The 14,426-nt window shown below is 66.7% G+C and carries 11 protein-coding genes and 1 pseudogene; 1 reads left to right on the forward strand and 11 read right to left on the reverse strand.

Translation table 11 applies throughout. The features are described from left to right. Positions 1-11 precede the first annotated feature (11 nt). Positions 12-833, reverse strand: a complete 822-nt coding sequence (locus IC605_RS23785) for an ABC transporter ATP-binding protein (RefSeq protein ID WP_343216711.1) — start codon at positions 831-833, stop codon at positions 12-14. Between the two features lie 182 nt (positions 834-1,015). On the opposite strand from IC605_RS23785, the gene IC605_RS23790 reads away from it, so the two are divergent. Then, positions 1,016-1,225, forward strand: a complete 210-nt coding sequence (locus tag IC605_RS23790) for a hypothetical protein (RefSeq protein ID WP_216329673.1) — start codon at positions 1,016-1,018, stop codon at positions 1,223-1,225. A gap of 280 nt (positions 1,226-1,505) precedes the next feature. On the opposite strand, the gene IC605_RS23795 is transcribed toward IC605_RS23790, so the two are convergent. The 10 genes and pseudogenes from IC605_RS23795 to IC605_RS23840 all read right to left on the reverse strand — a co-directional run bounded on the left by IC605_RS23795 (position 1,506) and on the right by IC605_RS23840 (position 13,993). Beyond that, a complete protein-coding gene (locus tag IC605_RS23795; RefSeq protein WP_216329674.1) occupies positions 1,506-2,831 on the reverse strand; it encodes a sensor histidine kinase in 1,326 nt (441 codons plus the stop codon). Beyond that, positions 2,828-3,493: a response regulator transcription factor gene (locus tag IC605_RS23800; protein WP_216329675.1), complete on the reverse strand. Its 666-nt coding sequence runs from the start codon at positions 3,491-3,493 to the stop codon at positions 2,828-2,830. Before IC605_RS23800 ends, IC605_RS23795 begins: the two co-directional genes overlap by 4 nt. A gap of 132 nt (positions 3,494-3,625) precedes the next feature. Then, positions 3,626-4,256: pseudogene (locus IC605_RS23805) on the reverse strand (transposase); the annotation flags it as partial. A 185-nt stretch (positions 4,257-4,441) separates the two neighbouring features. Beyond that, positions 4,442-5,644 (reverse strand): amidohydrolase, encoded by a 1,203-nt coding sequence (locus IC605_RS23810; RefSeq protein ID WP_343216712.1) that lies wholly within the window; start codon positions 5,642-5,644, stop codon positions 4,442-4,444. A gap of 7 nt (positions 5,645-5,651) precedes the next feature. Then, positions 5,652-7,238 carry an ABC transporter substrate-binding protein gene (locus tag IC605_RS23815; protein WP_216329676.1) on the reverse strand — a complete coding sequence of 529 codons (1,587 nt, stop codon included), beginning with the start codon at positions 7,236-7,238 and terminating at the stop codon, positions 5,652-5,654. A gap of 154 nt (positions 7,239-7,392) precedes the next feature. Further along, complete coding sequence (locus tag IC605_RS23820) at positions 7,393-8,214, reverse strand: carbohydrate ABC transporter permease (RefSeq protein WP_343216713.1); 822 nt, start codon at positions 8,212-8,214, stop codon at positions 7,393-7,395. Next, on the reverse strand, positions 8,211-9,131 hold the full coding sequence (locus IC605_RS23825; protein WP_216329677.1) for a carbohydrate ABC transporter permease: 921 nt from the start codon (positions 9,129-9,131) through the stop codon (positions 8,211-8,213). Before IC605_RS23825 ends, IC605_RS23820 begins: the two co-directional genes overlap by 4 nt. Before the next feature lie 77 nt (positions 9,132-9,208). Then, positions 9,209-10,477 (reverse strand): ABC transporter substrate-binding protein, encoded by a 1,269-nt coding sequence (locus IC605_RS23830; protein WP_216329678.1) that lies wholly within the window; start codon positions 10,475-10,477, stop codon positions 9,209-9,211. Between the two features lie 1,481 nt (positions 10,478-11,958). Then, a complete protein-coding gene (locus IC605_RS23835; protein ID WP_216329681.1) occupies positions 11,959-13,398 on the reverse strand; it encodes an MFS transporter in 1,440 nt (479 codons plus the stop codon). After that, the gene (locus tag IC605_RS23840; RefSeq protein ID WP_216329683.1) at positions 13,385-13,993 is read right to left on the reverse strand and encodes a TetR/AcrR family transcriptional regulator; all 609 of its coding nucleotides are present in this window, start codon (positions 13,991-13,993) and stop codon (positions 13,385-13,387) included. Before IC605_RS23840 ends, IC605_RS23835 begins: the two co-directional genes overlap by 14 nt. Positions 13,994-14,426: the final 433 nt, after the last annotated feature.

Raw genomic sequence — 14,426 nt, forward strand, 5'->3', positions numbered from 1 at the left:
GGGGCCCGAACCTAGGAGCCGAACAGGCTGGCCCTGGGGCCACGCACCAGGTCGAAATAGGCCTGCTCGAGGGTCGCCGCATTGACGCGCGCCTTGAGGCAGACGATGGTTCCCTCGGCCTTGATCCGGCCCTCGTGCAAGATGACCGCACGGTCACACAACTCCTCGGCCTCGCCCAGGATATGCGTGGAGTACAACACGGTCTTGCCCGCCTGCCGGAAGGCCTGTGCAAAATCGAGGACCGCTCGGCGGGCCACGATATCCAGGCCGTTGGTGGCCTCGTCCAGAATGACGACGCTGGGATCATGAATGACGGCGCGCGCGATCACGATCTTTTGCTTCATGCCGGTCGAGTAGTGTCGGGTCCGGCGGTCGAGGAGTTCGTCCATCTGAAGCTGTTGGGCCAACCCGGCGATGCGGCGTGCCGTGTCAGCCTTGCCCAACCCGTAGAATCCCGCGAAATATTCCAAAACCTCGCGGCCCGTCAGGTGGTCGTACAGCCCCATGCCTCCACTGACCACGCCGATGTCGCGGCGGACGGCTGCCGGGGCGCGGCGAATGTCATGCCCGTTGATCAGCGCGGTGCCGTCGGTGGGGGTGAGCAGCGTCGCGAGCATCCGCAACGTGGTGGTCTTGCCCGCTCCGTTGGGACCCAGGAGGCCGAAGATTTCCCCGGCGCGCGCCTGAAAGGAAACCTCGCTCACGGCGACGACCCGGCGTGAGTAACGCTTGGTCAGAGCCTTCACCTCCACCGAAGTCGCCTGGTGGATCATCTCCGCCGACGTCTCCGGTAGCACCGGCGAGTACAGGGAGGGGGAAGCGGCCAGGGTCATGTCTCTCACCTCTTTCGTGCGCCATGCACTCACTCCAGTGTCGTCCGGAAATGTGGAAGGCAAGTGAAACGCCGCAGCGACAGGAGAGGTTCGCTTTTTCATTCTCGTTCCATCTCATTCCACTTTTGCTTCACGAAGACGGTCTATCACTGTGTCAAGCGAAAGCGAAAGGAGTTGGTGGCATGAAGAAGAGCAGTCTGATCAAGAAGTTCGTCTACACGCTGGTGGCGCTTACGACGGGGGGCGTCCTGGTCATGCAGTCGGCTACGGCCGCGCCAGTCTCCTCGTTCCTGCCGTACCCCCGCCCCATCAAGCCCATCGTCTGCCCTATGACGAACGTCTGGGCCTGTGATCCTCTGCCCGGTCCTTACGACCCCATCGTGCTGTACTGAACAACGTCATTTACCACGCCGACTCATAAAAATCACCGTTCACATTTTTAAGCCCGACCCGAATTAAGCGTACCGTTTCAAGTTCGATTCATCCCGAATAGTCTTGCCGGACCATCCTATGAGCTGAGTGGGCTTCTGACCCACTCAGCTCGGTCACTTTCTGTCGTCCCGATCAGGCCCTCCGAGTTGGGGCCATTGCCGAGCCGACGGGCTGCGGGCGGGAGCGACGCTCCTGACCCGGGCTGATGACGGAGCACGTCGCCCTTCGGGGGCCATTCGATCAGTTCAGCGTTCTGGGCGGTCTTCGCGCGAGCCTCACGGTCGCACGTGTCCCTCCCTGCGGCCGACCCTCCAGCTTGACCCAGCCGCCGTGCGCCTCGGCGACGCTCCGCACCACGGCGAGTCCCAGGCCGAAGCCTTCGCGCCGCTGATCCCCCCCACGCTGGAAGGGTTCTTGGAGCCGGGCGATCTGCTCAGGAGTGACGCCGACGCCATCATCCTCGACCGTCACCTCGACCTCATCGCTGACGGGGTGCACGTCGATGCGGATGCTGCCCTCGTCGGTGAATTTGATGGCATTGCCGAGCAGATTCTCGATCAGGCGCGAGACGAGCACCGGGTCTCCCTGGAAGGGGGCGGGGACGCCGTCGACCTCGACATCCAGGCCCTTTTGAACGGCGAGCGGCATCAGGCGGTCGACCACCTCGTTGGCCAGTTGGCGCAGGTCAAGCTCCAGCCGCCCGGGAGCAAAGCGGGCGCGAGACAGCGTGAGCAGATCGGTGGTGAGCTGGCGCAGGTGTCTGGCATTGCGCAGGGCGCGCTCCAGGGCCCGATGCTGCTCCTGCGGCGAGCGTGGGCGATCCAGCGCGTGCTCGAGCACCGTCATCAGGGCGGTGACGGGGGTGCGCAGTTCGTGTGACGCGTCGGCCAGGAAACGGGCTTCCAGTTCCCGAACGGCCCGCAGTTCCGCCAGACTGTGGTGCATCGCACGGGCCAGCACACCCACTTCCCCGGGCTCATACTGATAAGGCACGGGAGCCGACGTGTCCAGACGCCGCATCCGCTCGGCGAGCGCCGTGAGCGGCCACATGGCCCGGCGCATCAGGATCACCAGCAGCAGCCCGAAGATGACCACCACCAGCACGCTGATGACGCCCGCCGTGACCAGATAATGTCGCACCGTCAGGTCGAGGGCCGTCGTCGGGCGACCGACCTGCACGGTCCAGTCTCCCGATCGGCGGCTCGCCACAATCCACGGGCCGCACCTGCACATCCGCGTCTCCCGTGAATCGTCGAAAAACCGGGCATCGAGCGGCTGGGGTGCCCGGTCACCGTAGGGGCCGTCAGACCAGACCAGCCGGTCGTCCCGGTAGATTTGTCCGGCGGCCGCCCCTGTTTCGGCCGTGAGCAGACGTGCGATGGCTGGGCCCAAGCCTTTGGACGTGTTCGCCTCCTGCATCAGCAAGACCGCCTGCCGGTCCAGTTCCTCTTCCACAGCCTGTTGACCCAGGCGCGTCAGGGCCAACCCGGACAGGGCCACCACCAGGACCACGGCCGCCGCCAGGGTCAGGGTGGCTAGCAGAATCAGACGAGCACGCAGGCTCATGGTGGAGGAAAGCGGTAGCCCAGGCCACGCACGGTCTCGACGGTCCAGTCCCCGAGCTTCTTGCGCAGGTTCTTGACGTACACGTCCACGATATTGGTGGCGGCGCTGAAGTTCTCGTCCCACACCCGGTCGGTAATTTCTTCCCGGGTGAAGATGCGCCCGGGATGGGAGACCAGCAACTCCAGAATGCCGTACTCCTTGGCGGTCAGGTTGGCCGGACGACCCGCCACCGAGACGATTCGGGTGGTCCAGTCCACGCGCAATTCCCCGTGGACAAAGGCGCTGGTCGGCATCACGCGAACTCGGCGAAGCAGGGCGCGCAGCCGGGCGTGGACCTCGCCCACGTGAAAGGGCTTCACGAGGTAATCGTCCGCTCCGGCATCCAGGCCGGCGATCCGGTCCTCGACGGCGTCCCGGGCGGTGAGCAGCAGCGCTGGCGTGTGCATTCCATGCTCTCGCAACCAGCGCACAAACTCGTACCCCGCCGAAGGCCCGTCCGGCAGACGCACGTCGACCACGAAGGCATCGTAGGGGTACATCTCTGCCATATTGCGCGCCTCGCTGGCACGCCCCACCTCGTCCACCGCAAACTGCGCCTCCCGCAGGCTGGCGGCGAGCGTCTGGCGAATGTCGGTCTCGTCCTCCAACAGCAGAATTCTCACAACTTATGCTTGGTTGACCTCATGAAATCCGTTTAAGCCTCCATGAAATGACGGGGGCAGCCACCTCTTTCCCAAGGATTGCTTACGGAGCCGGTTGGCCCTCGGAATGCACCCCAGCTCCCCAACGAGCTTCCCGAGAAGCGGGTTCAGTTTTGTGGTGCGCGGAAGGCAAGCCGCGAGGAAGTGGAAGCCGACCAGGGTGCCGGACAGCCGTTCGAGGTCTCGTCCCAAGCGCCGGAACCGCGACAGCCAGGCGAAGGACCGCTCGACCACCCAGCGTCTGGGCAGCAGGATAAAGCCCTTGGTCGCTCGGAGGCGAGGTCAGGACGGCCAGCAGATGACCGAGCGTATCCACGGCGATATGGACCTTGGTGCCTTTCCGCTTCTGGGCATCATCAAACCCGGCCCGTGACCCGCTCTCCGGCGTCCTTTGCAGCGTCCGACTATCGATGATCACCGCCGTGGGGTCACCCTTCCGGTTGTGCTGGACGCGGGACAAGAGGCGCAGGTCGTGAGCGGCATTCTCGAAGCATCCTGCCTCGAACCGGCGTTGTGCTTGCGAGCGCACGACTTCCCGCCAGCGGAAGTCGTGCGGGAGGTACGCCCACTGCGCACCCGTCCGAGCGACCCAGAACAGGGCATTCAGAACTTCGCGCAGGGGGTGACGACGCTGGGCAGCAAACTCAGGCTTCAGAACGAGGTAGGGCACCAGGAAGTGGGAGGTGTCGTCGTCAATGTCACCGGGGTAAGCGCGGCGCGTCACCCGACCATTCTGATCCGCCCGAACTCACCCCTCCCCGCTTCGACCCCTCGTTTGACAGCCGCTAAGCCTGCAAAACAGGCCGCTTGACCGCGGCCCGCAAAGACAATGGCTGCAAAAATCGCTGGATCGGGTCTTGTCCCCAAGAGGTGGTGACGGGCCCTTGGGCGGTCACCATGCAACCCCGTTCAGGCGAGTGGCTGCGCAAGTCTGCGCGCCGCCGCGACGTACAGCTCCACGCCGTGGTCCAATGCGCGTTCATCGACCGTGAAGCGGGGATGGTGATGGGGCGCGGTGATGCCCTGCTCCACATTGCCCGCGCCTATGAGAATGAAGGTGCCGGGGGCTTTCGTCAGGTAGGCGCTGAAGTCCTCGCCGCCCATGTTGGGTTTGCCCTCGTGCAGGGTGACCCGGGAGCCGAGCGTCTCCCGCACCACCTCACGCAAGATGGCCGTCGTGCCGGGATCATTGTGCAGGGCGCGGTAGCCCCGCTGGTAGTTCAGGGTGTAGGTCGCGCCGTAGCCTTCCGTGATGCCCCTGACCAGCTTCTCCATGCGCTGCGGCATCTGTTCACGAAGCTGGGGATCGAAGGTCCTGACCGTGCCACCCAGAGTGACCGTGTCGGGGATGACGTTGCCCGCCGTGCCGCCGTGAATCTGCGCCACGGTCAGGACACCGGGTTCGAGAGGGTCGCGCTGGCGGGAGATGACCGTTTGAAAGGCCAAGATCACCTGCGCGGCGATCACCACCGGGTCGACCGTCTCGTGCGGGCTCGCGCCGTGTCCTCCCTTGCCCTGGAGGGTGATGTCGAAGCGGTCGGATGCTGCGAGGAGAGGGCCTTCCCGCAAGACGATCATGCCGGTGGGAATGGGACTCATCAGGTGCGTGCCGACCACCACGTCCACGCCGTCCATGACTCCGGCGTCCACGACCTGTTGCGCGCCGCCAGGAAAGAGTTCCTCGGCGTGCTGGAAGATGAAGCGGACCTCGCCGCATAGCCTCCCCGGGTCCCCCGAGAGCACCTGCGCCGCGCCGAGCAGCATGGCCGTGTGACCGTCGTGCCCGCAGGCGTGCATCACGCCGGGGTTTCGCGAGGCGAATTCGAAGGTGTTCTCCTCCTGAATGGGCAGGGCGTCCATGTCGGCGCGCAGCAGCACGGTGCGGCCCGGTCCGGCCTCGCCCCTGAGGACCGCCAGCACGCTGGTCGCCGTGGGACGCGTGACCGCGAGGCTCGGCATCTCACGCAGCCGGGCTTCCACGAAATTCGCGGTTTCATGTTCCTGAAAGGACAGCTCGGGATGCTGGTGCAGCCAGCGTCGCCAGGCGATCACCTGCTCGCGCAGCTCGGTCCGCTCGTCCGGGTTGATCTGGTCCGGAGTCGCCCGGATCACGCGCGCCTCACCTCTTCTCCTCGATGGTGATGTCCTCGAAGGGCGTGATGACGGAGGGGCCGGGCACCCAGCCCTTGACGTAGGTGCGGGCCGCGCCGAGCGGACGGGAGTGGACGATGGGCAGGCGGACGTTCGCGCCGTACGTGATCTGGTGAATCTGCGCGTACGCCCTCACCTGTGCGGCGCGGTCGCTGCTGGCGGCGGCGGTCCTGAGCAGCCCGTGGATCCTGGGCTCCGCGTAGTTGCTGTCCGCCGGGGATTCCTCGCCGTAGTAGGTGTTGTAGAAGTTGTAGGGACTGGCGTAGGGCCCCGTCCAGCCGATCATGTACATGTCGAAGCCGGGCTTCTTGTTGCGGTCCTCGAGGTACTTGGCCCAGTCCTCGGTCTTCAGATTGGTCCTGATCCCGATGGCACCCAGGTCGGCGGCCATCGCTTCGGCGATGGGTTTGGGGGTGGGGAAGTAGGGGCGGCTGACCGGCATGTACCACAGGTCGAGCGTGAAGCCGTTCGGGTAGCCCGCCTCGGCGAGCAGCCGCCTGGCCGCCGCCGGATCGTAGCGGTAGTCGTCCGGGACGCTCTGGCTGTTCGCCCAGCCCAGCGAGGGCGGCAGGAAGCTGGCGTCCGTGACGCCCAGGCCGTTCCAGAAGGCCTCTACGATGGCCTTTTTGTTGATCGCCATGCTGATCGCCCGGCGGACCCTGTCGTTTTTCAGGTACGGGTTCCCCAGGTTCAGGCTCAGCAGGCCCACGTTGAAGGACGGCACAATCACCGGCGTCAGGTTCCGGTCGGCCCTGACCGCGCCGAGCTGTTCGGGGTTGAGGTCCGTGGTGAAGTCGATGGTTCCGGCTCTCAGCTCGTTGAGCCGGGCGCTGGGGTCTTTCAGGAAACGCAGCAGCAACTGATCGTAACTGGCTTTGGTCCCCCAGTGTCCCCGGTTGGGCACCAGCGTGATGCGGTCGCCCGTCTTCCACGACTGCATGATGAACGGCCCGGTACCCACGGGCAGGGCGGCGGGCGTCCCGTACCTGGCCCCGGCCTTTTTGATCGCGTCCGGGCTGGCGATCCCGAAAAACGGGGTGGCGAGCGCCTCCGGGAAGGGCGCGAAGGGACGGTTCAGGGTGAAGACCACCCGGTTCGGCCCGTCGGCGCGCACGCTCCTGAGCAGGCTGTTCTGCTCACCCTTGAAGCCCCCGAAGATGAACTGCCAGGACGTGAAGGTCTTGTTGTGTGCCTTTGCGCCCGCGTCCGCCGCCTGGTCCCACCAGCGGTTCACGTTGTACACCACGGCATTCGCATTGAAGGGCGTGCCGTCGGTGAACCTCACACCGGGCCGGAGCGTGAAGGTCCACTCGGTGGCGTCCTTGTTCGCCTTCCAACTGGTCGCCAGACCCGGCGTGATGGTCGTGGTCCCCTTCTTGAACCGGACCAGCATGTCGTACACCAGGGACTGCGCCAGCGACGAGTTCCCGTCGGTAATCGTGCCCGAGTCGAGTGAGACGGGTTCACCGCCCGCGCCGAAGACCAGGGTGGCGGCACCGGCGCTGCCGGAGATCAGGGAAAGGGTCAGGCCAGCGCCAAGCAGTTTCTTCACCATGCAGTCCTCCGGAGGTTTCTTGCGGGTAAGCCGATGCTATGCGGGCGCGAGCGGGGAAATCCAGGGGCGTGGCATTGACCCGCCCCGGTGGACGGGCAGTTGACCCGAGTCGAGGGTCTGGCGGTCGATGCAGGCGGCGGGGCATGGACCGCCCTCATCCCTTGACGCCCCCCGCAGTCAGGCCCTTCACGATGTAGCGCTGCACGGTCAGCGACAGCAGGATGATCGGCAGGGTGATCAGCACCGCCGCCGCCGCGATGGCCCCGTAGTCCTGGCTGCCGTAGCTCAGGAAATTGAACACGGCGACCGGGACGGTCTTGGTGTTCGGCCCGCCCAGGATCAGGCTGAACAGGAACTGATTCCACGAAAAGATCATCGCCAGGATCCCGGCGGTCACCATCCCCGGCGCCACCAGCGGCAGGATGATCCGCACGAAGGCCCCCGCGCGGCTGGAGCCGTCCACCAGGGCGGCCTCCTCCAGGTCGGTGGGGATGTCCTCGAAAAAGGCGATGGTGATCCACACGATCAGGGGCAGGGTGATGATCAGGTGGCTGGCGATCAGGGCCGCGTAGGACCCGATCATCCCCAGCCGGGTGAACACCAGGAAAAGGGGCAGCAGGAAGGTGATGTAGGGGATGATGCGGCTCACCAGAATCCACAGGCTCAGCCCGCGCTGCTTGAAGCGGGCGATGGCGTAGGCGGCGGGCAGGCCCAGCACCATCCCGATGGAGGTGGCTGCCAGCGCGACGATCAGGCTGTTTTTGGTGAAGACCAGGAAGTTGTTGCGTTCGATGACGTTGCGGTAGTTGTCGAGCACCGGGGTGAACAGCCAGACCGGCGTGGCGGCGGTGTTCTGCACCTGGGTCTTGAGGCTCATCATGATCATCCAGGCGAAGGGAAACAGCAGGATCAGGATGACCACGCCGAGCAGGGCGTTCAGCGCCGCGGCCCTCAGGGGCGACTCCCGCCCGCTCACGCCCGCCGCCTCAGCAGATTCACGCCGACCGCGACGACGGCGACCGTGACCAGCAGCAGCGTGAGCAGCGCGGCGGTGTACCCCACCCGCAGGAACTCGAAGCCGGTGTGGTAGGCGTACACGTTCAGGGTCTCCGAGGCGTTGCCGGGCCCGCCCTGGGTCATCACCTCGATGATGTCGAAGGTCTTCAGGGCGTCGATCAGCCGCAGGGTCAGCGCCGCGAACAGGGCGGGTTGCAGCATCGGCCAGGTGACGAAGCGGAACACCTGCCACGGCGAGGCGCCGTCGATGCGCGCGGCCTCGAAGGGCTCGTCCGGCATGGTCTGAAGGCCCGCGAGCAGGATCAGCGACACCAGGGGCGTCCACTGCCAGATGTCCACCAGCGCGAGCGCCGGGATCACCAGCCGCGCGTCCGCCAGCCACAGGCTGCGCCCCAGGCCCAGGGTCTGAAGGAAGTAGTTCAGCACGCCCAGGTTGGGGTCCATCATCAGCGCCCAGATCAGCGCGACGGCCACGGGGGTCGAGATCATGGGGAGCAGCACGACCGCCCGCACCAGCCCCGAGGCGCGCATGTTGCGGCTGAGCAGCAGCGCCAGCCCCAGCCCCAGGAGCATCTGCGCGGGCACGGCGATCAGGGTGAACTGGAACATCAGTTTCACCGAGTTCCAGAAGCGCGGGTCCTGAAGGGCCGCCGTGTAGTTGCCCCAGCCCACGAAACTGCTCGGCAGGGCGGTACTCACCGAGCGTTCCTGGGTGCTCAGCACCAGGTTGAAGATCAGGGGCAGGATCGTCAGCGCGAAGAGCGCCAGGACCGCCGGAAGTGGAAACACCCAGCGGAGGTGGCGGTCCAACCAGGCGGAGAAGCCCCGGCCGGAGGGGCGCCGCCGCGCTGACGTGGAGGTGGGGGCGAGACTCATGGGGACCTCGGGGGAAATGAGAACAGGGCAGAATGGACCGGCCCGTCAGGACGGCACGGCGCCTAACTTCTCCTTGCTCACTTCTCCTTGCTGAGAATGCTGTTGGTGGCGTCGTTCGCCCGCTTCAGGAGGTCGGCGGCGTTGCCGCCCTGGAGGATGCCCACGATGGCCTGCCCCAGCGCGTCGCGGACCTCGCCCACCTGGCTGACCGGGGGATTCCACAGCGGGGTCGCCCGGGTGAGTTGGCCCAGGTGCGCCTGGGTCCACTCGGGGTTCTTGTCCTGGCTCTTGAAGGCGGGGTCGTTCCACACGCTGCGGCGCACGGCGGGCACGTCCCCCAGCAGCACCCGGAGCTGGTTCTGGCGGTTGGTGGACCACTGGGTAAAGAGCCACGCCGCCTGCTTGTTGCGGCTGCCCTTGCTGATCGCCAGCGCCCAGGTCGTCACGGTGGGCTTGTTGCCCGGCATGGGCGCGAAGCCCACCTTCCCGGCGACCGAGCTGCTCTTGGGGTCGTCCACGATGGAGCGGAAGAGAGAAGCGTCGGTGAACATGGCGGCCTTGCCCTGCGCGAAGAGGTTGGTTACCTCCGGCCAGCTCATGGTGACGGCGGCCTGAGGGCCGTAGTTGCGCAGCAGGCCGGTGTAAAAGGTCACGGCCTGCACGAATTTGGGGTCGCTGAAGTTCGCCTGGCCGTCTTTCAGCCACTGGCTGCCGTAGGCGTACATGTACGGCGCGAACTGGCTGGTCGCCGCCGCGCCCTTGCCGCGCAGGGCGATGCCCGCCACGCCGTCCTTGCCGTTCAGGGTCCTGGCCGCCGCTTCAAGCTGCTTCAGGGTCCTCGGCACCGCCACGCCGTACTTCTGAAAGAGGTCCTTGCGGTAGAAGAGCATGGTCGTCTCGGTCTGAATGGGGACGCCGGTCATCACGCCCGCGTACCGGGTGGAGTTCACGACCGAGGGATAGAAGTCGCTGAAGCCCCAGTTGCCCGCCGTGATCGCCCGGTTGTTCACGTAGCCGTCCAGGTCCTCCACCCAGCCGCTCTTCGCGTAGAGCTGCCCTTCCTGCCCCGGCGAGAGCATGAAGGCGTCGAGGTTTTGCCCGCCGGTGGAGAGTTCGACCAGCACCTTCTGGCGAAACTGCGCTTCCGGGTACGTCTCGGTGACCAGCCGGATGCCGGTGAGCTTCTCGAACTCCGGAAAATGCGGCTGCATGGCGGTCGTCCAGGGGTGCTGGTTGAGCAGCACGCGCAGGGTGGTGCCCTTGTAGGCGTCCCACTTGAACCCCTGGGCCTGGGCGGAGGTGAGCGAGAGGGCAGCGGTCAGGGCGAAGAGGGTGACTTGGCGCATGGGGACTCCTGGTGGCCGGGGGGCCGGGCGGGGAGGGGTGAACGGAACGGGTTGGGGAGATACCGGCGTTCAGGGCGCGGTAGGCCTCGCGGGCCCGGGAGAGGCGGTCGGATGGATAAGGCTCCTGGGTGCAGGCTGGTCAAGGGGGCGTCGGGGAGGCACAGTCGCGCGGGAGCGCCCGTCCGGGCCCTCAGGGCGGGTCCCGCTGGAGGACACGGCGACCAGCACGTCGGGGGTTCCAGCAGGGGAACACCCGGGGGAAGGTGCCGGGGTCGGGGTGCGTCCCGCGCAGCAAGCCCAAGCCGCGCTGCTCCCTGTCCTGGGCGACCCTTCCGGATGTCCCGGGTGACCCGTCCGCTTGCCGCCCCAGCCTCGCCGCTCAGCGGGCACGGGGGGCGCGGGATCGGCGGCAGGTGGGAGGGGGTACCAGACATGCAGGGTCAGCGTCCTTCCCCCAACCACCAGAGGTGATCCGGGAGCTGCGTGAATTTGGAGACCCCCGAACTATACGGCCAGGCGAACAGAATGGAAAGGCCAGGGTGGAGCTTGACTCCACTCCACCAGGGCACAGCCGGAAGCCTACTTCCCGCCTGCCAGACCCCAGATCCTGGGACCACCGCCTGCCTCTGAACAGAAGCTCGTCCCCACGAGGACGGGCTCCCGGGGACACCAGATCGCCTGCGAAAGTCAGGCTGAGCAGGCCAGAGTGAGATTGCAGAGCCCAGCGATGAGGGACAAACGTAGAGCGAAACACCGCCTCCGGTGTCGATCAACTTCCTGGAAGGACGCGAGAAATCTTGAAGCGTCGAATCACAGGCTCGACACCCTGGCGGGTGTAGGCCAGGACGGGGTTGTCCTGGCGCTGCTCGTCCGTGAGCGGCAGAGTGCAGGTCGCCTTGTGGGGGTCACCAGCGCTGCGATGAGTACTACAGCCGCATATGCAGGTGGACGCGACGCCGGTAATGGCAACGTCGGGCTCTGGCTTGATGTTTTCGGCGCCAAGAGGACCAGGCCAGCACGAAGTCTGGTGGTGGGAGTGAAGACCACAACAGCCGACACAGCAACCGGCGCGCCTCCGGCACGGTGAGTGTGATCAGGTCGTCGTCGCTCGTCCCCCTTTTTGTGCTGGGCGCGTAGGGCACCCCGCAGGGCATGAGCGAGCAACGCCAAGGTCACATGCCGGTATCAACCCACGTAGGAGCGAACCTCGTCCTCATCCAGTCCAGCTTCGTTCTTGGCCTGCTCGAAGCCGACTTCAATGGACCACCGTGACCCAGCGACGCGGACCACCTCTGGCAGCGTGGTCGCTGGCGGTGCACACACGCGGTAAAACGTCACTTCCTCGGGTTTGGCAATGCTTCGACGGGCCAGCAGCCAACGAGCCGACCGTCTCGGTCGGCTGCGGTGCCTCTGATCGGCCGAGCCTGCGGGTGTTGCCACGGCGCGACCTGGGCTCGACAGGTGTTCGGCGGCGCCCCGTCTCACCCCTTCCGTGGCGCCGTGTCCTTGACCGGAGCCGTCAGGGTGATGCCCGTGGACCGCCTGTCCACCCCCCGCCAGCCCATCGCCCACCAGACGGCGGGGGCGCTCAGGACCAGCACGCCTCCGGCCAGCCACAGCGCGTCGTGCAGGCCGCCCAGAAAGGCCGCTTCACCCTGACCGGGATGACGGGCGATCACCGCCCCCAGCAGGGCGATTCCCAGGGCGACGCCTACCTGACGCAGGGCGTTCAGGAGGCTGGAAGCCTGACTCAACTGGTCGCGGGGTGCGCTCGCCATCGCCGCCGTCGTGAGGGCGCCGAGGGACAGGCCGACCCCCAGCCCCATCAGGGCAAAATTCCACCACAGGTCCCACCCCGTCATCCCCAACGAGACGCGCACCAGCAGCAGGGTCGCCAGCCCGATCAGGCTCAGGCCCAGCGTCGCCGTGAGCCGCGCGCCGCGCCGCGCCGTCAGGCGCCCACCCAGCGCGGACCCCAGGGCGGAACCGAGCGGGAAGAAGGCGGTGATCAACCCGGCCCGGGTCGCGGAGAAGTGCAGGGCGCCCTGGAGCAGCAGCGTGAAAAAGACCAGCAGGCTGAAGGGACCGAAAAAGATCAGCAGGCCGCCCAGATTCGCCGCCGTGAAGGTCGGGTTGCGAAAGAGCCCCAGGTCGACCAGGGGGGCCTGGGCGCGCCCCTCCACCCACAGGAAGAGGGCGAAGGTGACCCCGGCCCCCAGCAGGCAGGCCAGGACCACCGGAGAGCCCCAGCCCAACCCGTTGCCCTGGGTCAGGCCATAGATCAGGCTGCCCAGCGTCAGAACCACCAGGACGAGGCCGGGCAGGTCGAGGCGGCGGACGGCAAGGACCGGGGTCTCTCTTGTTCCCCACAGCGCCACCCACCCTGTCCCCGCACCCGCCAGAACGAGGGTCCAGAACACCGATGTCCAGCCGAAGGCATCGACCAACACACCGCCCAGCACCGGGCCCACGGCGATGCCCACGCCGGACACGCCCGCCCACACCCCGATAGCCCGGGCTCGGGCCGCCGGTTCGCTGAAGGCGAGGGTGAGCAGCACCAGGGTGGCAGGCTGCACCAGGGCGGAACCCAGGCCCGCCACACCCCGGCCCAGCAGCACCAGGCCATACGAGGGCGCCAGCGCGGTGAGAAGCGCCCCCAGCACCCCGACGGCCAGGCCACCCAGCAGGACGCGGCGAAACCCCAGCCGGGCCCCGAGCAGCCCACCGACGAGCAGCAGCGCGGCGTAGGTGATGTTGTAGACGTTGACCGTCCATTGCAGGTCCGTGGGAGTCGTCTGAAAGGCCTGCTGGAGACTGGGGAGCGCCGGATTCACGGCGGCGACATTGAACATGACGACCACCACCGCCAGGCTGGAGGCGATCAGGGTGGAGCGTTGAGCGCGGGGATCAGCCGCCGTCATGGGGGTGCCCGGGGATGAGCTGACCCATCAGGCGGTCCCGGGTGGTCTTGAGGATGGCGTCACTGAGTTCGGGGTCGGACACGGCGCGGGACAGCATGACGGCGCCGACCATGCCGGAAAGGACGGGGAGCACTTCCGCCCGGCGCGCCGCCGCGTCCCCGGCCCGGGAGAGGGCGCTCAGTTCCTCAATCAGCCCCGCGAGGGTGGAGGTGAAGGCCTGCCGGACTTCCGGGGCCTGCCGGGCGACCTCGGCGGCGAGGGTCGGCAGCACGCAACTTCCCTCCGCCTGGGCATGGTCGCGGTGCTGGCGGCTGACATAGCTGCGGATCACGCCGCCCAGGCCATAGGGAGGGGTAGTCGCGGCGGCTTGCAGGAGGTTGGTGGAGGTCTTCCGGAGGCTGCGCGCCAGCGTCTCTTGAACCAGGGCGTCCTTGCTGCTGAAGTGGGCGTAGAACCCGCCGTGGGTGAGCCCTGCCTTCCCCATCAGCCGCCCGATGCCGACGGTGTTGAGCCCGTCCGCCTTGAAGGCCAGGGACGCCGCGGTCAGGATCTTCTCGCGCGTCTCCCGGGCATGCCCACTCCCATAACGGGCCATCTCAGGCCACCTGCGGGCTGGCAGCGGGCAGAGCGGATGATCTTCGGGGCGAATACTCGAACAGCATGAGGCTCCTTGTTGTGGCGGTCGCAGCTCTGCCTGGGTCGCCGGATCAGCGTGAGCGAGGTCGTCTTTCAGGGAGGACTGTCTGTACCGGCCAGCCTGCCCGCGGGGGCTGACCTCTGCGCCCTTTATATGATACATATCATATAAAGGGAGTGTTCGTCTTGAGGACCGCAAACCGACGGTCCGCAGCACCGCCGCCGTGGTCCCCACCCACCAGCACGCCGCCCCAGCTTCAAGGAGCCCGAATAGACCTCCTGCGAAAGTGGGTGGTTAAGCTGGCAGGGTGGGACACGAGCGACTGGACCGGGCACTAAAGATGAACCGTCAGCAGTTCAAGCGGCGGACCGGGGTGTACCCCGAGACCTTC

It is taken from the genome of Deinococcus aestuarii, assembly GCF_018863415.1.
Classification (GTDB): Bacteria; Deinococcota; Deinococci; order Deinococcales; family Deinococcaceae; genus Deinococcus; species Deinococcus aestuarii.